The organism is Enterococcus sp. DIV1368d, from assembly GCF_050542975.1.
Lineage (GTDB): Bacteria > Bacillota > Bacilli > Lactobacillales > Enterococcaceae > Enterococcus_D > Enterococcus_D casseliflavus.
The window spans coordinates 2,368,479-2,391,185 of the sequence record NZ_CP172939.1; the positions used below are offsets into that span (position 1 = coordinate 2,368,479).

19 protein-coding genes and 1 other annotated feature are annotated in these 22,707 nt (G+C 43.0%); of the genes, 5 read left to right on the forward strand and 14 right to left on the reverse strand.

The genetic code is table 11. The annotated features are described in order from the left end of the window. Positions 1 to 13: 13 nt before the first annotated feature. A complete protein-coding gene (locus tag IGJ44_RS10980) occupies positions 14 to 526 on the reverse strand; it encodes a GyrI-like domain-containing protein (protein ID WP_010749327.1) in 513 nt (170 codons plus the stop codon). A 124-nt stretch (positions 527 to 650) separates the two neighbouring features. On the opposite strand from IGJ44_RS10980, the gene IGJ44_RS10985 reads away from it, so the two are divergent. Further along, entirely contained in the window at positions 651 to 1,850 is a 1,200-nt protein-coding gene (locus tag IGJ44_RS10985; RefSeq protein ID WP_016610745.1) for a YdcF family protein, read from the forward strand. Between the two features lie 48 nt (positions 1,851 to 1,898). Here IGJ44_RS10985 and IGJ44_RS10990 read toward each other — a convergent pair whose 3' ends face one another. Further along, the gene (locus IGJ44_RS10990) at positions 1,899 to 2,408 is read right to left on the reverse strand and encodes an HD domain-containing protein (RefSeq protein WP_005229452.1); all 510 of its coding nucleotides are present in this window, start codon (positions 2,406 to 2,408) and stop codon (positions 1,899 to 1,901) included. Positions 2,409 to 2,531: 123 nt separating this feature from the next. Further along, a complete protein-coding gene (locus IGJ44_RS10995; protein WP_430605707.1) occupies positions 2,532 to 3,293 on the reverse strand; it encodes a TrmH family RNA methyltransferase in 762 nt (253 codons plus the stop codon). Between the two features lie 95 nt (positions 3,294 to 3,388). On the opposite strand from IGJ44_RS10995, the gene IGJ44_RS11000 reads away from it, so the two are divergent. The 3 genes from IGJ44_RS11000 to IGJ44_RS11010 all read left to right on the forward strand — a co-directional run bounded on the left by IGJ44_RS11000 (position 3,389) and on the right by IGJ44_RS11010 (position 5,769). Further along, the gene (locus IGJ44_RS11000) at positions 3,389 to 3,667 is read left to right on the forward strand and encodes an acylphosphatase (RefSeq protein WP_074536770.1); all 279 of its coding nucleotides are present in this window, start codon (positions 3,389 to 3,391) and stop codon (positions 3,665 to 3,667) included. A 124-nt stretch (positions 3,668 to 3,791) separates the two neighbouring features. Further along, on the forward strand, positions 3,792 to 4,721 hold the full coding sequence (gene yidC, locus IGJ44_RS11005; protein ID WP_010749323.1) for a membrane protein insertase YidC: 930 nt from the start codon (positions 3,792 to 3,794) through the stop codon (positions 4,719 to 4,721). Between the two features lie 106 nt (positions 4,722 to 4,827). Then, complete coding sequence (locus IGJ44_RS11010; protein WP_010749322.1) at positions 4,828 to 5,769, forward strand: AEC family transporter; 942 nt, start codon at positions 4,828 to 4,830, stop codon at positions 5,767 to 5,769. Between the two features lie 200 nt (positions 5,770 to 5,969). Here the strand turns inward: IGJ44_RS11010 and IGJ44_RS11015 are convergent, their stop codons facing one another. The 9 genes from IGJ44_RS11015 to rpsB form a co-directional block, all read right to left on the reverse strand. Further along, the gene (locus tag IGJ44_RS11015; RefSeq protein ID WP_167827106.1) at positions 5,970 to 10,319 is read right to left on the reverse strand and encodes a PolC-type DNA polymerase III; all 4,350 of its coding nucleotides are present in this window, start codon (positions 10,317 to 10,319) and stop codon (positions 5,970 to 5,972) included. A 118-nt stretch (positions 10,320 to 10,437) separates the two neighbouring features. Next, positions 10,438 to 12,147 (reverse strand): proline--tRNA ligase, encoded by a 1,710-nt coding sequence (locus IGJ44_RS11020; RefSeq protein ID WP_074536772.1) that lies wholly within the window; start codon positions 12,145 to 12,147, stop codon positions 10,438 to 10,440. Between the two features lie 69 nt (positions 12,148 to 12,216). After that, entirely contained in the window at positions 12,217 to 13,485 is a 1,269-nt protein-coding gene (gene rseP, locus IGJ44_RS11025; protein ID WP_074536773.1) for an RIP metalloprotease RseP, read from the reverse strand. A 149-nt stretch (positions 13,486 to 13,634) separates the two neighbouring features. Beyond that, complete coding sequence (locus IGJ44_RS11030; protein WP_010749318.1) at positions 13,635 to 14,441, reverse strand: phosphatidate cytidylyltransferase; 807 nt, start codon at positions 14,439 to 14,441, stop codon at positions 13,635 to 13,637. Further along, positions 14,438 to 15,238, reverse strand: a complete 801-nt coding sequence (locus IGJ44_RS11035; protein ID WP_010749317.1) for an isoprenyl transferase — start codon at positions 15,236 to 15,238, stop codon at positions 14,438 to 14,440. Before IGJ44_RS11035 ends, IGJ44_RS11030 begins: the two co-directional genes overlap by 4 nt. Before the next feature lie 191 nt (positions 15,239 to 15,429). Beyond that, the gene (frr, locus tag IGJ44_RS11040; RefSeq protein WP_005229434.1) at positions 15,430 to 15,987 is read right to left on the reverse strand and encodes a ribosome recycling factor; all 558 of its coding nucleotides are present in this window, start codon (positions 15,985 to 15,987) and stop codon (positions 15,430 to 15,432) included. A gap of 1 nt (position 15,988) precedes the next feature. Further along, a complete protein-coding gene (gene pyrH / locus IGJ44_RS11045; protein WP_005229433.1) occupies positions 15,989 to 16,711 on the reverse strand; it encodes a UMP kinase in 723 nt (240 codons plus the stop codon). 147 nt (positions 16,712 to 16,858) lie between these two features. After that, on the reverse strand, positions 16,859 to 17,740 hold the full coding sequence (gene tsf / locus IGJ44_RS11050; RefSeq protein ID WP_005229432.1) for a translation elongation factor Ts: 882 nt from the start codon (positions 17,738 to 17,740) through the stop codon (positions 16,859 to 16,861). A gap of 110 nt (positions 17,741 to 17,850) precedes the next feature. Continuing rightward, entirely contained in the window at positions 17,851 to 18,639 is a 789-nt protein-coding gene (rpsB, locus tag IGJ44_RS11055) for a 30S ribosomal protein S2 (RefSeq protein WP_005229426.1), read from the reverse strand. A 303-nt stretch (positions 18,640 to 18,942) separates the two neighbouring features. Here rpsB and IGJ44_RS11060 point away from each other — a divergent pair, with 303 nt between their 5' ends. After that, the gene (locus IGJ44_RS11060) at positions 18,943 to 19,413 is read left to right on the forward strand and encodes an arginine repressor (RefSeq protein ID WP_005229424.1); all 471 of its coding nucleotides are present in this window, start codon (positions 18,943 to 18,945) and stop codon (positions 19,411 to 19,413) included. Positions 19,414 to 19,496: 83 nt separating this feature from the next. Here the strand turns inward: IGJ44_RS11060 and argS are convergent, their stop codons facing one another. Both argS and argF read right to left on the reverse strand, forming a co-directional pair. After that, positions 19,497 to 21,188: an arginine--tRNA ligase gene (argS, locus tag IGJ44_RS11065; protein WP_074536774.1), complete on the reverse strand. Its 1,692-nt coding sequence runs from the start codon at positions 21,186 to 21,188 to the stop codon at positions 19,497 to 19,499. 128 nt (positions 21,189 to 21,316) lie between these two features. Further along, positions 21,317 to 21,510 (reverse strand) — a binding site (T-box leader). A 79-nt stretch (positions 21,511 to 21,589) separates the two neighbouring features. Continuing rightward, positions 21,590 to 22,603, reverse strand: a complete 1,014-nt coding sequence (gene argF / locus IGJ44_RS11070; RefSeq protein WP_005229421.1) for an ornithine carbamoyltransferase — start codon at positions 22,601 to 22,603, stop codon at positions 21,590 to 21,592. Between the last annotated feature and the right edge of the window lie 104 nt (positions 22,604 to 22,707).

Here is a 22,707-nt window from a genome sequence, read left to right on the forward strand (position 1 = left end):
GGACAGATTTTTTTTATTCTACTGTTTCCACCGTTGCTGTTGCCAATGGCTCCACAGGGAAAAACAATTCAACTTCCCCCTCCTTAAAATGAGGAAGATACCTTTCTTGGATGGCTGCTGACAACTGGACGTTGTTTTCTGGTAAAACTTCCATCAGCATTTTTTCAGTCATCATCGTTAAGTTTTTTTCATCCGTTTTTACAACGAGATAGGTCATTGCGGGCATTTCCCAACGGACCCAACCGACAGGAGGAAAATTTTCTGTCTGGACTTGAACGCCTGCCAAGTAGCGACCGGTTTCTTGCCAAGGCTCTAACCAATTGGTGCCATCACTCATCAAGCCCCAAAATTCCAGTTCTTCTGCCTTTTGATCACTTACGAGAAATTCGATCTCTTCAAAATCCTTTGTTGCAAGTTCCCAGAGCGCTGGTACCCAAGAAGCACCTTCTTCTGCTAACCCCTTGCCCTCTTTTCCAATCACATAAAAAGCGGGTCGTTCGACGCGAATCACTTCACCTAATTGCATGTTCCTTCCTCCTTCTTTCCTTCATTTTAGCGAATTGCAAGAAATTCAGCAACTTTGACCTTAGCAACAAGCAATTTCTGCCATTTTTCGGTATACTAAGTGTATCGTTAAAGGAGTGAAAAACATGGATTTTACGCAATTGCTGATTTTTGCCATCAGCTATGTGTCGGGCGTGATCGTCGTTCAAAAATGGCGCAAGAAAAAAGATGATCCGGATATTTTCTTTTTTGAATGTTGTTGGACGATTCTAGCCCTGCTAATTTATTTAGCTGTCTCAGAATTACGGACAGGTAGTTTCTTTATTCTGATACCCGTCGCCTTCGCCGGCCTTTTTTTATTTTCTTATCGGCGCAACAAGCACCAACTTGTAAATGGCTTGCTTTTTAATTTGTTCGTGCTGGCTTTTGGCGGCTACTTAGTCATTAATTTATACCGAACCCAAGACATACTCGTAGGTGGTTTACTCGCTGTATTACTGGCAATCTTCGTTGCTGTACTATTATTCGGTTTGGCAACACTCGTGGTCTTTCTTTACTGGAATTCCATTATCGTACTACGAAGAGAATCGCGATCGATCGCCAATTTGTTAACCCTGATCTTAGCGGTGGTTTTGACCGTTTTACTATTTTCAGATACCCTTTTGCACTTTTTCCCAGATTGGATCCGAACCTTATTCGGCATTGTTCCCCTAAGTCTTTTGTATCTGTTTGTAGTCTTTTTGAACTTTTTATCCATTTCAGTCATTTATCAGTTCAACCATCCTCGCTATAATCAGGACTTTATCATCGTCTTAGGTGCAGGCCTTTTGAATGGCACCACGGTCTCCCCTTTATTGGCAAAACGCATCAATACAGCGATCTCGTTCTACGAATCGCAATTTAAAGCGAAAAAAACCGCGCCTCGATTACTGATGTCAGGCGGACAAGGAAGCGATGAGCAGCTGCCGGAAGCTGTTGCTATGAAAGAATATGCGATTGCCCAAGGCGTACCAGAAGGTGAGATTTTAGTGGAAACAAATTCCACGACTACTTATGAAAACATGAAATTTTCGAAAGAAATCATGGATTCACTTAAGCCAAACGGCTACAAAGCAATCTTTGCCTCAAACAATTACCATATTTTTCGTGCTGGTCTCTATGCAGATCAAGCCCAACTTAAAGCGGATGGTATCGGAGCACCTACTGCCTTTTACTATTTACCGAATGCCTTTTTAAGAGAATTTGTGGCAATCCTTTTTATGCACAAAAGACGACATTTAACGGTATTGATCACCTTACTGATTCTCTATGCAGGAGCAGCGATCCTCCAACTTATTTTTGGCTAAACAAACAAAAAAAGTTCTTTGAACCAGTTGGTTCGAAGAACTTTTTTCTTATTGAATCGTGCGATGTTTCTTCCAGAAGCGTTGTTGCCATTTTTCTTTCATGCTGTCTGTAAGGGGTTCTGATGCTTCTTTGATCGCACAATATTTGTCCACCATCGTGACGATATAGCTTTCTTTATAGCGTGGCGGTGCAATCGTTGCTCCCCACATATGTTTCAAGATGATATCTTTTTCTAGATCACTAAGTTCAGTGATTTTTTCGGCATTTTTTACTGCGATTCTTGGATGCATGTACGCATGGGTACCTTCGTCAAACTTTGTAGTACGCCAATCGTAATAAAATAAATCATGAAGGAGTCCTGCACGAGCTGTTGCACGAGCATCGCCGCCCCATTTCTTGGCCAATTTGTAACTATAATAAGAGACGCTGATCGAATGTTCCAAACGTGTGGAGTTCATATGCTGCACAAAATTGGCTAATTTTTTTACAGCTTCTGTTTCTAACAGGTCAGCCACGTAAGACATGTATTCGCTATCTTCTTGCCATTTTTCTGTCATAAATTTTTGTCTGCCACCTTTTTTGATCTGCTTGATTGTTACAAGACAAAGTATAGCACCTATTCCTGCAAGTTTCTAGGTGAGGTGCAATAGATTCAAATAGTTTAACAGTTCCTTAAAAATCTAGCTGACAGCAAAATACATCAAAATACCTGCCGCAATGGCGACGTTCAATGATTCCGCCTGACCATAGATAGGAATATATAGATTTTTATCGGTCAATGCCAACAGTTCCTGATTGACCCCTTGCCCCTCGTTGCCTAAAATGAAGGCAGCCGCTTGTTCTTTAGGAAGCTCGGTATAAGGGACTGCTTCTTTGTTTAACTCGGTACCATAAATCGCCACACCAGCTGCCTGCAGCTGCTTTAAAAATGGCGGGATCGCTCCTTCTACGATCGGCAGATGATAGTTGCTCCCTTGCATGCTGCGCAAGACTTTGGTGCTGTAGAGATCGGCTGTTCCTTCGCCGAGAAAAACCCCGCTGAATCCAGCGGCATCCGCTGTTCGAATCATGGTGCCAACGTTTCCAGGATCTTGCACATTATCTAAAATCAGCCAATTGCCCGTTAGTGTCTGTAAGTCTTGTTCTTGCTTTTCCACCACGGCAAAAATCCCTTGTGGTGTTGGCAAATCAGAAAGCATCTCTGCGATCTCCTCTGTGATCAAATAGCTTTCTTCCTGATAATCATCGAGTTGCCCGTTGGCTTCACTTAACCCTCGCGGGGTCACCAACAATGCTTTGATGGGTACTTGTGCATGCAATGCTTCTTGCACCAAATGCCAGCCATCGATCAAATAGGTATTGGTTTGTGTCCGATGTTTTTTTTGTGTTAGTTTTTTGATTTCCTTGATAAAGGTATTTTTTTTCGATTGAATTTCTTTCATCTTGTCACCTCGATTCATTATAGCATGAGTCAATCGATCTAACTTGTTCTTTTACTGAAAAAACGCTATCATATAAAGCAGAGGAGGGATTGTCCATGAAGAAACTACGAATCCATGTGCAAGGACGTGTCCAAGGCGTCGGCTTTCGTTATACCACAAAAATGCTTGCCGATCAGTTGGGCGTCACCGGATCTGTAAAAAACGAAGCGGATGGTTCTGTTTCGATTGAAGCAATTGGCGATGACAATGCCATCGATGCCTTTGTTGCTGGGGTTAAGGATTCTCCTTCACCCGCTGGGAAAGTAAATCAGATCGACATCCAACCAGACGATGCTATCAAAGAGCGTAGGAGTTTTGATGTAGTGTACTATTAACAATTGAATGTTTTCTAAGTCGAAAGATTGATTTTTCAATGAATTTCTCTTTGTACATTGAAATAGTCGGTCTTTTTTAGTATAGTTATTTTTGTCTAAATTTATTGTGAAGAGGAAGAATAGAATGTCTAAAATGAATAAATGGCTGCTTTCATCAGGATTATTTGGCCTGTTATTAGCATTATCAGGCTGTGTCAGTACCAATGCTGATGGTACGCCGAAAGAAACAGGAATGATTTATCGCTTTTTGGTGAAACCATTAGGGGATATGATCACGATGCTCGTAGAAAACTTCAACTGGTCTTACGGCTGGGCGATCATCGCGGTAACGATCGTTGTCCGTGTCATTATCTTACCATTAGGGATCCATCAGTCTCGAAAAACGATGGTTCAAAGTGAAAAAATGCAGTTTCTGAAACCTCAAGTGGATATTGCGCAAGCCAATTTGAAAAAAGCAACCACTCGGGAAGAACAAATGCAAGCGCAAGCGGAGATGCAAAAAATTTACTCTGAAAACAACGTCAGTATGTTTGGCGGTATCGGATGTCTCCCTTTGCTGATTCAGATGCCGATCTTCTCTGCTCTTTATTTCACCGCTCGTTACACACAAGGAATCCAAAACTCTGAATTCTTTGGCGTATCATTAGGCGACCCAAGTATCCTCTTTGTGGCGATTGCTGGTCTTTCCTACTTGGCACAAGGATATATCTCAACCATCGGGATTCCTGAAGAACAGAAAAAAACGATGAAAACCATGTTGATCGTTTCTCCATTGATGATCGTTTTCATGTCCATGAGTGCACCAGCTGGTGTGACACTTTACTGGGTAGTTGGTGGGGTCTTCAGTTGTATCCAAACGTTTATCACGAATGTCATCATGAAACCAAAAATTCGTGCCCAAGTCGAAGCGGAAATGAAAGCAAATCCGCCTAAAACGGTAGTTACGCCTCGTAAAGACGTAACGCCTGAAAAAACAGAAGCTGTCAAAAAAGCGTTGAACACGACAAAGCCTAACGGAAAAGGTCGTAACGCTGGCAAGCAGCAACGGAAGTAATTCTTGACCAAATCGCTCATTGAGCGGTTTGGTTTTTTGTTGTTTTCAAATGGGAATCAGTTGCTTCTTCTATTGCCTTTCGCTATAGTAAATGAGAGGTGAGCGCATGTTTCAAGCATATATCAATATTTTTGTCATTTTCAGTCTCATGTTTATCGGTTATTGGTTGTCTTACAAACAATGGTTTTCTAATCGAACCGCCGATACGTTTTCAAAACTGGTGTTAAATGTCTCATTACCCGCCAATATGTTTTTGACGATCATTAAAAACTTTACGAAAGACGAGTTTCTCTCATTAGTTTCCGGGATGATCATCCCTTTGCTTTCCATGATGATCACTTACTTCGCCGGTTATTTATGGCGCCGTTTCGCGCAAGTTGAAACCAAACACCAAGGGGCATTTTCCGCCATGTTTACCTTTTCCAATACGATCTTCATCGGCTTACCGATCAATTTAGCTATTTTTGGTGAAAAAGCCGTTCCCTATGTATTGTTGTACTACATCGTAAATACGACATTATTTTGGACCATCGGTATTTTTGAGTTAGCAAAAGATAACCCCGATTTCGGCGAAGCCCGCATTTCCTTTCATCCATTGGTCATGCTAAAAAAGATTTTTTCGCCAGCCTTGATTGGTTTCATTATCGGCTTGATCTGGATGCTGTTCACATTACCACTGCCCTCCTTTGTTGATGGGCTTGGAAGCTACCTAGCAGATTTAACGACGCCTCTATCAATGTTTATTATCGGGATCATCGTGTACTTTGGCGGGCTCAAGAACTTGCGAATGACCAAAGACATTGCTGGTGTCTTGTTTGGTCGCTTCATTCTTTCGCCCCTCGTTGTATGGCTATTAAGCAGAATCATCCCTGTTCCTGAATTGATGCTTTCTGTGTTTATTATTCAAGCCTCTATGCCCGTCCAAAACTCTGTCCCGATCCTTGTACGAAACTACCAAGGGGATGAAGAATTTGCAACTTCATGTCTAGGCTATTCCGTCTTACTGTACATGGTGTATCTGCCTGTTTTGCTTTTTTTCTTTTTTTAGCTAGTTAACGAACTTTGTCGAAAAATACTCGTTACCAAAGGCATTCGCTTCTTTCGGTAACGAGTATTTTTCTGATTTTCGCCAGATTGTGGCTGCTTGGGTCGATTTAACAAACAAGACAAAAAAGCCCATCATGCAGAAACTAGCTATACTAGATGCTGCAATGATGGGCTTATTTTTTTAAGTGAACAGCCGTTGGCTTACAACATATCGAACAACGACAACTGATTTTCATCTGGTAGATCTTTTAGAACACCGTTATCCGTCATGTATTCAATCAATGTCTTAGAAACTTTCCCGCGATTGGCGAGGTCTTCTTTCGATAAGAAGGGACCATCTTTTCGTGCTTCCACGATTTGTTTCGCTACGTTCAGCCCTAAACTCGGTACTGCTCGGAACGGTGCGATCAATTTTTTCCCGTCGATCACGAAGTTTTCCGCATCCGATTTATACAGATCGATCATCCCAAATTCATAACCGCGCTCTAACATTTCATTGGCTAACTCCAGAACCGTCAACAGATTCTTTTCTTTCGTTGACGCATCCAATCCTTTGTCAGTGATTTCTTGCATCCGTTCTTTTACGGCGTCTTTTCCTTTTGACATGGCAATCAAATCAAAATCGTCTGCTCGGACAGAGAAATAAGCACAGTAATAGAGAATTGGGAAGTACACTTTAAAGTAAGCCACCCGCAACGCCATCAAAACATACGCCGCCGCATGGGCTTTCGGGAACATGTACTTGATCTTCGAACAAGAATCGATATACCATTCAGGGACATTGTTCTCCCGCATCGCTTGCAAGTAATTGTCCCGCAAGTCATCAGGAATCTTGTTCCATTGTCCTTTACGGACCGTCTCCATGATTTTAAAGGCCATCCCGTCATCTAAGCCAGCATGGATCAAATACACCATGATATCATCCCGACAGCCGATTACTTCCGCTAGGCTGGCATCTCCGCGACGGATCAATTCTTCCGCATTGCCCAACCATACATCGGTACCATGGGAAAGACCAGAGATCTGCAGGAGTTCAGCAAAGGTCGATGGATGGGTTTGATCCAACATCCCCCGCACAAAGCGTGTACCAAATTCTGGGATGCCTAATGTACCTGTTTTTGAGTAGATCTGCTCTTCAGTCACACCTAGCACATCCGTACCACCAAAAATACGCATCACTTCCGGATCATCCGTGGGGATCGTTTTAGGATCGATTCCTGATAAATCCTGTAGCATCCGAATCACCGTCGGATCATCGTGTCCCAGGATATCCAGCTTCAAGATATTGTCATGAATCGAATGGAAATCAAAGTGGGTCGTTTTCCACTCTGCATTTTGATCATCCGCTGGGTATTGGATTGGGGTGAAATCATAGACATCCATATAGTCTGGAATAACGATGATCCCCCCCGGATGCTGACCAGTCGTCCGTTTGACGCCAGTGGCGCCTTTTGCCAGGCGATCGACTTCGGCTGCTCGATAATGAAGATTATGATCGCGCTCAAAGCCTTTTACGAAACCAAAGGCTGTTTTATCGGCTACGGTACCGATCGTTCCTGCACGATAGACGTATTCTTCACCGAAGAGTACTTTCGTATAGTTATGGGCTTCTGGCTGATATTCCCCTGAGAAGTTCAAATCGATATCGGGTACTTTGTCGCCATGGAAGCCAAGAAACGTTTCAAAAGGAATATCATGGCCATCTTTGTTCAGACGAGTGCCGCATTTTGGACACTTTTTCTCTGGCATATCATAACCAGAACCATACGAGCCGTCTTCATAAAACTCAGAATACTGGCAATCGGGACAATAATAATGAGGAGCTAATGGATTGACCTCAGTGATCCCCGTCATGGTTGCCACGAAACTAGAACCAACTGATCCCCGTGAGCCTACTAGATAGCCGTCTTCATTGCTTTTATGAACCAGTTTTTGTGAGATCAAATAGATCACGGAAAAGCCGTTCCCAATGATCGAATCAAGCTCTTTTTTCAAACGTTTTTCTACGATCTCTGGCAATGGATCGCCGTATAACTCTTTGGCACGGTTGTAACTTAAGTCGGTGATCTCTTGTTCAGATCCGGGAATCTTTGGTGTATACAGATCATCTTTTACCGGAATGACTTTTTCACAGAGATCAGCGATTTTATTCGGGTTCGTCACTACAATTTCTTTCGCTACTTCTGGACCTAAAAACTGAAAAGCGGTCAGCATCTCATCGGTTGTTCGGAAGTGTACATCCGGTAAACTATGTCGATTCAAGGGATTGGCGCCCCCCATCGAATTGATCAAGACCTTACGATAAATGGCATCTTCTTCGTTCAGGTAGTGGGCATTCCCAGTAGCCACAACGATTTTCCCTAACTCTTCCCCCATCTTTACCAGATTCCGAATGATGTCTTCTAGGTCTTTTTCGCTTTTCACGAGCTCCGTTTCCAGAAGATGGGCATAAACTGCTTTGGGCATGACTTCGATATAGTCATAAAACTTGGCAAGTTCCCGCGCTGCATCGACCCCTTTTTGCATCATTGCGACAAAGACTTCTCCTTTATCACAAGCGGTTCCGACTAACAATCCTTCCCGCAATTTCACCAATTCTGAACGTGGGATTCGTGGGACTTTATCATGGAAGTACTTCACATTCGACATCGAGATCAGCTTGAATAAATTTTTCAATCCTGCCTGTGTTCGAGCTAAGATCGTGGCATGGAAGGGTCGAGCTGCTTTGTAGGAGTTCTCGCCCCCCACGTGTCGGTTCAAATCTTCGTGAAGTAGCATGTCATGTTTTTCCATCGCTTCTTTGACAAAGATCCACGCTAAATGACCGGTTGCCTCGGCATCGTAGATCGCTCGGTGATGTTGCTCCAAACTAACGCCGAATTTTTTGGAAAGGACACCTAAACCGAATCGCTTAAACTCTGGATACAAATAACGAGCGAGTTCCAATGTATCAATGACGGGATTTTCCGCTTCTGGAATACCGTATTTTCGATAACTGGTATTTAAGAAGCCCATATCAAATGACGCATTGTGGGCAACTAAAATGGCTCCTTCAGAAAACTCACGGAACAAACGTAAGACTTCTTCTTCTGATTTTGATCCGCGAACCATTTCATCGGTGATTCCCGTCAGTTCTACGGTCGTTCGTGATAACGGATGACCTGGATCGATAAATTCATCAAAGGATGCCTCCACGTTGCCTTTATGCATCCGCACAGCAGCCAACTCAATGATGGTGTCGTATACTGCAGACAACCCAGTGGTCTCCACGTCAAACACGATATAAGTAGCATCGGTCAATGGAACAGGCTGAGGATTGTAGGCAACCGCTACGCCGTCATCCACGATATTGGCTTCCACACCGTAAAGAATTTTAACACCAGCCTTTTCTCCTGCATGATGGGCATCAGGGAACCCTTGTGCGCCACCATGATCGGTGATCGCAATCGCCTTATGGCCCCATTTGCCTGCTTGAGCGACAAAATCCGCCACGTTGTTGGTGGCATCCATCGTACTCATATTGGAATGCAGGTGGAGTTCGACCCGTTTCTCGCCTTCAGGTGCATAGTCTTTGCGGGCTTCGTGTTTGACTTCCAGCAAATCTTGCGCATTCATAACGAGATCTCGCATGAAGGTATCTTCTTGGACGCTACCGCGTACTTTGACCCAACTACCTTTGGCGATGGCATCAAAGACTTGTTCATCTTTTTCATTGTTGGAGAATTTTTTCACACTAAACGATGACGTATAGTCGGTGATTTTTAAGATCAAAATCTTCCGTTTTGAGCGCAGTTCGCGGACTTCTTTATCAAAGACATAGCCTTGGATCGTGACCCGACGTTCTTCCTCAATGATATTGATCATCGGTGTCACAGGTTCGTCTGCGGGAATATTACGTCCAAGCGCGATCGGTCCGTCAAATTCGACTGTTTTGACTTCTTTTTTGCGTTGCTCGTGCGCCATTAAGTTCTCAGCAGCTTGTTGTTGGAACGCTGCTGTTTGCTCTTCCTTGCGTGCTTCAAGTTCTTTTAAGGCCGCCTCCGCTTGCTCTTGATCTAGCTGCGGCAAGATCCGAAATTTTTGAAAGCCGAAGGTACTATAATTTTCCTCAATGATCGGCAAGTACTGCTGCTGCAAAATCGTGATGACCGCATCATTGTTGACTGGCAAAATCACTTTGTTCTCTTGCAGCACAGGCATTTGGTTTTTGATCACTTGATGAACCAATGGCCGATCACAATTTTGATTGGCTAACGCCAATGGCCAATATTCTTGAATGAATTGCTCATCAAAGGAACCATCTTGAGCTTCAATGATGATACGAACTTCCGCAATCTCTTTAAACGCCAATTCAATATGTTGTTTAAAGGACTGATACACCATCACCGGTACTAAACGTTCAAATTGGAAATAAAACGTCCACGCTTTTGATTGTCGATGCACGGTCACTTGTTTGATTTGGGCAGTCTGCATCAACGGATGCTGCCGAAGATTTGGGGCAGCTGCAATTTGGTCTAATAATATCTCAAAGGTCTCTCTTTCTTTTGACAATTGAAGATCCTCCTTTTCTCAGTACTCACTAGTATACCTCTTTTTGCCCTCATTTTCATTAAAAAATCGAGAAAGGATTTCCTCTCTCGATCTACTATTCATTCTTGTTCGTTCCTGTTTATTCCTGATTGGCTAACAAAATCGTCAGGGTCGAAGCGACTTCTTCTTTTCTCACTTCAACGGTCGCACCAGTATGCTTGATTTTGATCTCTACGATGCCTTCTACGGCTTTTTTACCGATAGTCAAGCGAATCGGACAGCCAATCAAATCGGCATCTGCAAATTTGACCCCTGCACGTTCATTGCGGTCATCTACCAGCACTTGATAGCCTACTTGGTTCATCATTTCTTCTACTTCTTCACTTAAGGCATTTTGATAGCTATCTTCAATCGACGTTTGAATGATATGCACATCAAATGGGGCAATTTCTTGGGGCCAATCGATCCCAAACTCATTGCCGTATTGTTCGACGATCGTTGAAAGCAGCCGAGAAACCCCCAGCCCATAACAGCCCATGATGATTGGTTGCTCATCGCCGTTTTCATCGACAACCGTCGCTTCTTGCGCCTCACTGTACTTGGTTCCTAACTTGAAGATATGCCCAACTTCGATTCCTCGCGTAAAGGTTAAGGTTCCTTTTCCATCTGGGGAAGGATCACCTTCTTGAACCAAGCGAAAATCGGCAAAGGCTAATGGTTGAAAATCACGCCCCACATTCGCATTGAGATAATAGCTTTGTTTTTCTGCCGCTGGAACGATCAGATTCGCCATATCTTGGACATGCTGATCGGCGTACAACTGGATCGAATCAGCAAGCGCAATGGGACTACGCAGCTGCGTCTCACTCGTCAGATAAGACTCCGCTTCCTCAACAGTCAGCACCTTCACTTGATCAGCAGCTAAATAATGCTTGACCTTTGTTTCATTGAGGCTGTGATCGCCTCGTAATAACACCATAATGACTTGCTCGTCAACGAGTAATAAAGAAACTTGAACGATTTTTTGCAAGTCTGTTTCGTATGCCTGCGCCAGCGCCTCTAACGTTAAAGGCTCATCCTGTACGACTTTTTGTAATTCTAAATAGGTCTCGTGAGATTTTTTGGCGATGTATTGACTGGTTGCTAATTTCCAATTGGCGACATAATCGCTTTCGGTCGAGTAGCAGATCAGCTCTTCGCCGATCCCCGACAATGCCAAAAATTCTTTCGAATCTCTGCCACCCATCAAGCCATTATCCCCAACCACTGCCCGATACTCGATCCCACAGCGTTTCAATATTGCATGATAAGCCATTTCGTAACGATTATAGGTTTGATCTAAGCTGGCTTCATCGGCATGAAAGGAATAGCCATCTTGCATGATAAATTCGCGGCTGCGGATCAATCCAAAGCGCGGCCGCTGTTCGTCCCGATATTTCGTTTGGATCTGATACAAGCTCAATGGCAGCCGTTTATAAGACGTGATCTCGTTTTTGATCAATGTCGTAAACGGCTCTTCATGAGTAGGTCCTAAAACGATCTCTCGTTCGTTTCGATCGGTTAATCGATACAAGGATTCACCATACAATGAGGCACGTCCTGACTCCTTCCATGGCTCATACGGAAGCAAAGAAGGCATCGCCATCTCTACGGCATCGATTTGTGCCAATTCTTCACGGATGACCCGCTTGATCTTTTCTAACACCCTTTGTGCTAGCGGCAAGTAAACATAAATGCCTGCCGCCACTTGTCGAATATACCCTGCCCTAACTAACAGTTGATGACTTAACGTCTCCGCATCGCTGGGGGTTTCCCGCAATGTCGGAATCAAACATTTTGACTGTTTCATTTTTTTCTCCTTTGCTACAAAAAATCATGTTCACCCGATCAACAATTGATTTGCTTGTGCGTCTTATTTTTAAAAGAAGAAACGTTGAATATCATTCCAGGTAACGAGAACCATCAGCAGCATCAAAAACCCAAACCCAATCAGAGTAATGATGCCTTCTTTTTCTTGGCTGATTGGCTTGCCTCGCAAACCTTCTAAAATATTTAAAACCAGCTTACCGCCATCCAATCCAGGAATCGGTAATAAATTAAAGATCCCCAAGTTGATAGAAATCATCGCCATCATCGCGATCACCGTTGTGACACCTTGCGATGCGGCTTGAGAAGACAGTTGGAAAATCGCAACCGGTCCACCCAATTTATTGATATCTGGTTGGGCAATCAAGTTGCCGACTGCTCTAAAAATCACCAGTGAATTGTCAATGGTCGTTTGCAAGCCACCCAGTAAGATATCTCCGATCCCAGTTTTTAAGGAAGCGGTGATCCCTAAGAAACCAATCGTGGTCTCCCCTGATTCTTGACTCGCAGGAGTTGCCGTCAAATCAAGTGTTTCTGATCCTCGTTTGACTGCTAGAGCAATCTGAGTATCTGGGTACTTTTGGATCTCAGTCGTTAATTCTGACCAGTTGGAAACATCGACACCTTCGACAGCTAAGATTTCATCGCCATTTTGCAGCCCTGCTTCAGCTGCCGGTGTTCCTGCTTCGATTCCTGTCACGATGGTTGCATCTTGATTCGCAACACCACCTTGTGCAAACACCAACCCAGTGAATAAGACCAAGGATAAAATAAAGTTGTTCATCGGTCCAGCAAAATTCGTCAACATTCGCTGCCAAAGCTTTGCGGACTGGAATTGAACGTCTTTAGGTGCGATCCGAACTTCAACGCCATCTTCATGAATGATCGTTGCATCATGATCCACAGCGTACGTAACCGCTTCTTGTTCATTGCCATTGATGAACCCTGTGATCGTCAACTTCTCCTCCAAGTCAAAGTCGGTCACTTCCATAGGGATCGCTTGCGGCAATTGGATCTTTTTGCTCGTATTGATTTTGATAACTTTGCCAGTTGCATCTTGAACCAAGGAGACTGGCATACCTGGTGTTAATTCTGTTTCATCTTCACCCCAGCCCGCCATTTGGACATACCCGCCTAATGGCAGCATCCGAATCGTGTAGGTCGTCCCATCTTTCGCTTGATGCGCGAACAATTTAGGCCCCATACCGATGGCAAACTCTCTTACTAAAATACCTGCCCGTTTTGCAAAGAAGTAGTGTCCAAACTCGTGAATCACTACCACTACGGAAAAGATAATGATAAATACAAGTATCGTTTTCATGCTCGTTCCTCTCTTTCACAGCATCCCTCTCATTCAGGGCAGCCTTTCCTTATTTTATCACACCGATTCCCGTTGAGGAACTCACATTCCCGTTGTAACAAGAATTTAAAAAAAGAAGCGCAAGCCAAGCCTGCACTTCTAAATAATTTCTAAAAAACACCGAATAAATACATGATTGGAAACACAAACAGCATGCTATCGAAGCGATCCAAGATCCCGCCATGTCCTGGCAAAAGATTGCCTGAATCCTTCACGCCATAATGACGTTTGATTGCCGATTCCACTAAATCCCCGAATTGACCAGCGATCGAAAAGAGGACAGTCAATAAGATCATGATGGCACTACCATGTCCAAAATAATCTTTCCCTGGAAATGCTAGCAGATACAGACCGGCTACGACCACCGCAGCAGCAATCCCGCCTAGGGCCCCTTCGATCGTTTTATTAGGGGAAATCTCTGGCCATAATTTTCGTTGTCCGTAACGCCGTCCCACCATGTAAGCCCCAATATCCGTTGCCCACACGATAAACAGACCGAAAACTAAAACGACTAAGCCATCCGTTGCTGAACGTGCCGTCAAGAAACGTTCAAACCCGACACCCGTATATAAGCTGACGATCACTGGAAAACCAGCTTCATCGATAGTATACGTATTTTTAGAAATAACCGCGATCCCTAGTAATAAAAGGACGATTACATAATACAGGGCACTTTTATCTGTGCCCTCTGGCAAAAAGAAAAACCAGCGTTCTTGAGGTAAAACTAAAATCACCGCACCGATGATTGAAAGAATTCCTTCAAAACTGAAAACAGCTAGTCCTTTCATCCGAAATAATTCATAAACACCAATCCCTGCCATCGCTGCTGCCAGCAATTCGACGGCAATGCCGCCAACGTAAATAATTGGCAGGAAAAAGGCTAATGCGACGACCGCAGTGATTACACGTTGTCTCACTCTTCTTCCTCCTTCGTTTTCAAACCGCCAAAACGCCGGTTTCGTTGTTGAAAGCTCCCGATCGCATCTTCTAGTAAAGCAGCATCGAAATCAGGCCAGAGCGCTTTCGTAAAGAATAATTCGCTGTAAGCAATCTGCCATAACAAGAAGTTGCTGATACGTTCTTCGCCACTCGTGCGAATCACCAATTCAGGATCACGTAACGCGTTTGGCAAAAAACCAGTCATCAAATGTGTCGCCAGCATGTCTTCCGTGAGCTTGGGCAGGGCTTCCTCCGAAGCTGCAAGCTCTTCATAAAGAGCTTGGACAGCAGTCAAAATTTCTGCGCGGCTGCCGTAATTTAAAGCAAAATTCAAGATCATCCCGGTATTATCTTTGGTTTGATCAATCGCTCGCTTGACCGCTTCTTGTGTATGCGCGGGTAAAGATTCCGTGAACCCCATCACTTTGACTTGAACATTTTCTTTGATCAGCTCAGGAACAAACGTGTCGAAAAAGTCGACGGGCAGTTGCATCAAAAAGTCCACTTCTTCGTTTGGCCGTTTCCAATTCTCTGTTGAAAACGCATAAAGAGTCAATACTTTCACACCAAGGTGTGAAGCATGTTTCGTGATCTTTTTTACCGTCTCCATGCCTTCTTTGTGACCAGCTACTCTTGGCAAGCGCCGGTTTTGCGCCCATCTGCCATTGCCATCCATAATGATCGCGATGTGTTGGGGAATCGGCAGTGATGGATCAAATTCATGTTCAGCCGCTTCTTTGATATATTTGTCTTTTTGTGGAAAAAAACGCAGCATCGTATTCGCTCCTCTTCCAATTCTTGAAATTCATCTTTTACATTATAACAATAATCAGATTTCTTGCCTATGAAAACCAAGAAAAGATTTCCATATTAAGAAAAAACAAAAAAACAGTCGTGATATTCAAGTACATAAGGCACTTTCGACCATAAAAAAAGAGCCGCTGAAGCGACTCTTCGTCATTCCTTTTAAACCTCAAGTAGCTCTTGCTCTTTTTCAGCTGCGATCGCATCGATTTCTTTGATGCTGTTATCTGTAGCAGTTTGCACTTCTTTTTCAGATTCACGCAAATCATCTTCTGTAATATCGCCAGCTTTTTCTTGTTTCTTGTAAGCTTCCATCGCATCACGGCGAATGTTACGGACCGCGATTTTCGCATTTTCAGCTTCTTTTTTCACGTCTTTGGCTAATTCTTTACGACGTTCTTCCGTTAATTGAGGAATCACCAAACGAATGACGGTTCCGTCATTGGCAGGCGTGATACCAATATCACTTTGCATGATAGCTTTTTCTACTTCTTGGATCATTGTTTTGTCAAAAGGTGTGATCATCAAAATTCTTGCTTCTGGAATCGTAATTGAAGCCATTTGGTTCAAGGGTGTTGGTACACCATAGTAAGTAACCATTACGCGGTCTAAGATGCTCGCGTTCGCGCGGCCAGCACGGATTTGTCCTAATTCCCGCTGCAAGTTTTCTGCTGCTTTTTTCATTTTGTCTTTTGCTTCTGTTAAAATTTTGTCAGCCATGTTATTTCCCCCTTACTGTCGTTCCAATATGTTCACCTAAAATGGCGCGGCGAATGTTTCCATGCTCATTCAAGTTGAATACGACTAATGGAATATCGTTGTCCATACTTAATGAACTTGCGGTTGAATCCATTACTTGCAATCCTTTAGAAATGACTTCTAAATGGGTCAATTCTTCAAATTTCACAGCACTTTGGTCCGTTTTAGGATCTGCTGAGTAGACGCCATCAACATTGTTTTTCGCCATCAAAATGACATCAGCGTTGATTTCAGCTGCCCGTAAGGCTGCGGTCGTATCAGTTGAGAAATAAGGGTTTCCGGTTCCGCCTGCAAAAATGACGACCCGCCCTTTTTCTAAGTGACGTTCTGCTCTGCGACGAATATAAGGCTCTGCGATTTGACGCATTTCGATCGAAGTTTGGACACGCGTTGGTACACCAGCATTTTCTAGCGTGTCTTGTAATGCTAAAGCATTCATCACAGTCGCTAACATGCCCATGTAATCAGCTTGTGCTCTTTCCATTCCCATTTGCGCGCCGATTTGTCCACGCCAAATGTTTCCGCCGCCGACCACGATCGCCATCTGTACGCCTAATTCGTGGACTTCCTTGATCTCTTTAACGATCTCTTGGATCGTCGGTGGTTTGATCCCAAAGCCTTCGTCACCCGCTAATGCTTCACCACTTAATTTTAATACAACACGTTGATATTTTGGTTTGCCCATCATGATTCCTCCGTACATTCTCCAATACTATTGTAGCATATTGGTGCTCTTTCGTTGAAAATTATCTACACTATTTCTTCAAAAACCGTTTTTGCTTAAAAAAAGGGAGCGCACTTCCATGCGTTCCCATCTGTTCGAGGAACAGAATTATTTTTTCACTTGGCTCATTACTTCTTCAACGAAGTTGTCTTCGCGTTTTTCGATACCTTCGCCGACTTCAAAGCGGACAAAAGATTTCACAGTTGCGCCTTTTGATGCAACGTATTTTTCAACCGTCATATCTGGGTCTTTAACGAATGGTTGGTCAACCAAAGCGATTTCTGCTTTAAATTTCTTCAAGCGTCCTTCAACCATTTTTTCAACGATGTTCGCTGGTTTGCCTTCGTTCAATGCTTGTTCTGTCAAGACTTGTTTTTCATGATCCAATTCTTCTTGAGAGATTTGTGCTTCGTTCACGTAGCGAGGGTTGATCGCTGCAACGTGCATTGCAACATCTTTCGCAACTGATTCGTCAGTTGTTCCTTCAAGAACAGTCAATACAGCAATACGTCCGCCCATGTGTAGGTAACCGCCGAATGCAGCATTGTCATCTTTTTCAACAACTTCAAAACGACGGAAGCTGATTTTTTCTCCGATTACTTGTGTTGCTTCGATCAACGCAGCATCCATTGTGCCTTTAGAAGTTTCTAATTTTAAAGCAGCATCCATATCAGCTGGTTTGTTTGCTGCGATTACTTCAGCGATTTCTTTTACTAAGTCTTGGAACATTTCGTTTTTAGAAACGAAGTCAGTTTCTGAGTTCACTTCAACGATTGCTGCTGTGTTGCCGTTGATCGCTACAGATGCTAAACCTTCAGCAGCAATACGGTCGTTTTTCTTCGCAGCTTTTGCCATACCTTTTTCACGTAATAAGTCTACGGCTTTTTCGATGTCGCCTTCTACTTCAACTAATGCACGTTTTGCGTCCATCATTCCTACACCAGTCATATCGCGTAATTCTTTTACTAATTTAGCTGTTACTTCTGCCATTTTTTGTTTCCTCCTAAATGTTTTTAAACAAGATTGCTTGTCTTTAAAAAAAGCTGTTTCAAAGGAGAGTGAGGCTTGGCGCCTAGCCTTTGAAACAGCTCCATCATTTATTATTCAGCTGATGCGTTGTCGCCTTCGACAACATCAACGATTTCTTCGATTGAAGTTGCGTTTTCTGTTGATTCAGCAGCAAAATCTTCTTCTGCTACTTGGTCTTCGCCTTGGTTACCTTCGATGAAAGCATCTGCCATTTTCGCAGTGATCAATTTAACGGCACGAATAGCGTCATCATTTGATGGGATAACAACATCGATTTCGTCTGGATCACAGTTTGTATCGACCATAGCTACGATCGGGATATTTAATTTGCGTGCTTCTTGGATCGCGATACGTTCTTTACGTGGGTCAACAACGTACATTACATCTGGAATTCTTGGCATATCAGCGATACCGCCTAAGAATTTTTCAAGACGTTCGCGCTCTTTGTTCAAGCCAACGACTTCTTTTTTAGGAAGAACAGCAAATGTGCCATCTTCTTCCATTTTGTTGATTTGTTTCAAACGAGCAACACGTTTTTGGATTGTTTCCCAGTTTGTCAAAGTTCCACCTAACCAACGATGGTTAACATAGTATTGACCTGAACGGATTGCTTCTTCTTTGATTGCTTCTTGTGCTTGTTTTTTAGTACCTACGAACAATGCAACGCCGCCTTCTTCAGCAACATTTTTCATGTAGTCGTAAGCTGCGTCTACTAATTTCACTGTTTTTTGCAAATCAATGATGTAGATGCCATTTCTTTCTGTGAAGATATATTTCTTCATTTTTGGGTTCCAGCGACGAGTTTGGTGACCAAAGTGTACGCCGGCTTCTAGTAATTGTTTCATTGAGATTACTGCCATGTTGTGTTTCCTCCAATTTGGTTTTTTTGTTTTCCTCTCTTGCTCTTTTACTCCTTGAAGAACTGAATCGATCAGCACCGCTTCGCAGATGGAACAAGATGTGGGATTGACGTGAAAAACTCACGCCTTAAACAGTATACAGTAGCTAAAAAAGAAATGCAACTGATTCAAATGAAAAAACTACGATACGTGCTCCAGCTTTTTTTTAACGTTCTAATTCTTTTCTTATTATATCTAGGTTTTTTCGGCTTTATCTGCTATGATAAGGCTGACTTAATCAATCATGCTTAAAGGAGTTTACCTATGCGAAAAGCTGATCGCCATTTACTTATTAGACAAATTATTACTGAACATACTGTACGCACGCAAGAAGAATTATTGCAGCAATTGGAAGCCCAAGGCGTCTCCGCCACGCAAGCGACCATCTCTCGCGATATTCGTGATTTGAAAATCGTGAAAGTGCCCGATGAAACAGGTCAGACGAAGTTTGTCATTTTTCAAGGAATGCAATCGTCAGAAGATGAAAAAGAAGAAGAGCAGCGTTTGATACAGATGATCGAAGACGTTGTCACTAAAGTAGATCGTGTGCAATTTATGACGTTGATCCATACCGTTGCGGACAATGCGCCTTTGCTTTCGGCTGCGATCGATGAAGTGACTATGCCAGAAAAAGTGTGCTCGTTGGCGGGCTTTGATACAGTAGCGGTGATTTCCCGCAGCGACGAAGATGCCGAAACTTTTTATCAATTTATCAGAAACCACGCGGTCTTATAAAACACCGGACAAATGTGACCTATCTGTATTTTTACTACAAAAAAGCTGTGCCCTTATCAAAACAAGGAGCACAGCTTTTTTTGTTACATTTTGTCGGGTGCGTGTAAACCAAGCAACCGTAAATCTTCTTTTAATAAGGTCGTTACTGCATAAACTAGAGCCAGACGTGCGTCTTTTTCCGCATCTTCAGCCAAGATTTTCACATTAGCGTAATACTTATTAAAGGCCTGTGCCAATTTGATGGCATGTTTGGCAATGACGGATGGTTCATATTTTTCCGCCGCTTGCATGACCGTTTCTGGATAGCGTTGAATCAATTTGATGACTTCCCAGCTCTCAGTATCTGCCAATGACAGACTGCTGACAGCAGCAGGATCAAAGTCGGCTTTTTCAAGAATGCTCATGGCACGGGCATGAGAATATTGCACATAGGGTCCGGTCTCTCCTTCAAAACGGACAACTTCTTCTAGCGTAAAGTCGAAATTATTCAAACGGTCATTTTTCAAGTCGTGGAAAACGACTGCCCCGACACCGACTTGTTTTGCAACTTCTTCTTTGTTTTCAAGGGTTGGGTTCTTTTCAGTGATTTGTTCTTTCGCTGAATCGATCGCTTCATTCAATACTTCTTCTAAAAGAACGATCTTCCCTTTTCTCGTAGATAATTTTTTCCCATCTTTGGTGATCAACCCAAATGGTACGTGGGTCATATCATCTGCCCACTCAAAGCCCATTTCCTTCAAAACAGCTTTTAACTGCTTGAAGTGATAACTTTGCTCATTTCCTACCACGTACAATGATTTAGCAAAATTGTAGGTCCGTTTGCGGTACAGCGCTGCAGCCATGTCCCGGGTGATGTAAAGAGTCGCACCATCGGATTTGCGGATCAAGGCTGGATTTAAGTCATACGCAGCCAAATCAACGATCTCTGCCCCTTGGTCTTCTTTCAGCAAGTGTTTTTCCTCTAATAATTCCACGACTTCTGTCATTTTATCATTATAGAAAGCTTCGCCATTCAATGAATCAAAGGAAACTTCCAACATATCATAGATTTTATTGAATTCTTTTAATGATTCATCACGGAACCATTGCCACAAATCCATTGCTTCTTGGTCACCATCTTCTAGTTTCTTGAACCAAGCTCTCGCATCATCTTCTAATTGTTTATCTGTCTCGGCAGCTTCATGAAAATCAACATACAAACGTAGCAGTTCGTTGATTGGTTCCGCTTTGACCGCTTCTTCTGACCCCCATTTTTTATAGGCAACGATCAATTTCCCAAATTGTGTGCCCCAGTCGCCTAAATGGTTGATGCGAATTGGCTGGTAACCGATTTTTTCTAAAATAAAGCCGATCGAGTTACCGATCACAGTGGAACGCAAATGCCCCATTGAGATGGGTTTGGCAATATTTGGTGAAGACATATCGATGGGTACTGCTTGCTGATTGCCGATGGTTTGATCGCCAAAATGATTTTTTTCTTTGAGAACCATCTCTAAGACATGGGCAGAGATTGCTTTTTTATCCATAAAGAAGTTTAAATATGGACCGACCACTTCAATTTTTTCAAAAGACGCTTGATCGATTTTTTCTGCTAAGTCTGCGGCAATTTGCTGCGGCGCTTTCCGATAGACTTTTGCTAGCGAGAAGGCTGGGAATGCCACATCCCCATGGTCGGCTGACTTTGGATTTTCCAGTAATTGCTGAACTTGTTCGATCGATAGATCTTCTTTTACTACTTGATGGATGGCTTGTGCGACGATTTCTTTGTTATTCATAGTATCCCTCCTATAATGACTGAGCCCATGTTTTGATGAAAAGTTGTTTGAAGCAAGCAAACAGCTGTATGTTTTTAACGCAAGAAATGATTGATAAAAACAAAAAAAGCCTCTAGCGCATAGCATGCACTAGAGACGAGATTTCCCGCGGTACCACTCTGATTGTCCTTTTCGGACCTACTTTTTTCTGATAACGGCAGAATTCCGTTTGCTTGGCAAATTCTCACAAGTGCGTTTCACAATCTGATCAATTCGGCTTCCACCACCCCGAACTCGCTAACTGATACTCGAATCGCTACTTCTCTTGTTTCATCAAATCAAGGCTATTTACTTCCCAGAAAGTATAGCAAAGAAATGTTTGTTTGGCTAGCGAGATTTTGGCATTTTCAAAAAAAATTATTTTATACTTTAGGAATAAATAGATCTCCAGCAGTCACTGCCATGATCGCTTTGATTGAGTGCAAACGATTTTCGGCTTGATCAAATTGACGGGCATACTTACTGCGAAAGACCTCATCAGTGACTTCCATCTCAGAAATTCCATACGCCTGCGCTGCTTTTTTGCCATACGTGGTCTGATCATCATGAAATGCTGGCAAACAATGCATAAAAATCACTTGATCGTTTTGTGTTTTTTTCATCAACGATTGGTTGACTTGATACGGCAGCAGCTGTTCAATCCGCTCTTGGAATTTTTCTTCTTCACCCATTGATACCCAAACATCGGTATATACGACATCAGCGCCTAGAACACCTTGATCCACATCATCAGTCACCAAAATCTTTGCGCCTGATTGCTTGGCATAGGCTTGTGCCTGTGCGATGATGGTTGCTTCTGGCTGTAAGGCTTTCGGAGTGACGACATGAATATTGACCCCTAAAATCGCACTGGTCACTAACAAAGAATTGGCGACATTGTTGCGCCCATCCCCACAGTATGCGATGGTCAAGCCAGTCAGCTCACCGAAGTTTTCTTGAATGGTTAAAAAGTCAGCGATCATTTGCGTTGGATGCCATTCATCCGTTAAGCCATTCCAAACAGGTACGCCTGAATAGTTGGCCAGATCTTCGACAACCTGCTGACTAAAGCCGCGAAACTCGATCCCGTCAAACATGCGGCCGAATACTTTGGCGGTATCTTCAACGGATTCTTTAGACCCCAACTGAATATCATTGGCCCCTAAAAATTCCGGATGTGCCCCCAGATCCACCGCTGCAACCGTAAAGGCTGCTCGCGTCCGTGTCGAATTCTTTTCAAACAAAAGTGCAATGTTTTTGCCATCTAAATAACGATGTGGTTGATTGTTGGCCTTCATCCCTTTCAAGTGCTGGGAAAAATCAATCAAATATTGTAGTTCTTCTTTTGTAAAATCCTTTTCTGCTAAAAAACTGCGTCCTTTAAAAACCGATGTCATTGCATACCCGCCCTTCGATTAACTAATAATTATACATTATAATATCAAATAATGAAATAAAATACAACGAAATCTTCTGTTTGCTCATATAGAAACCCAAAAAA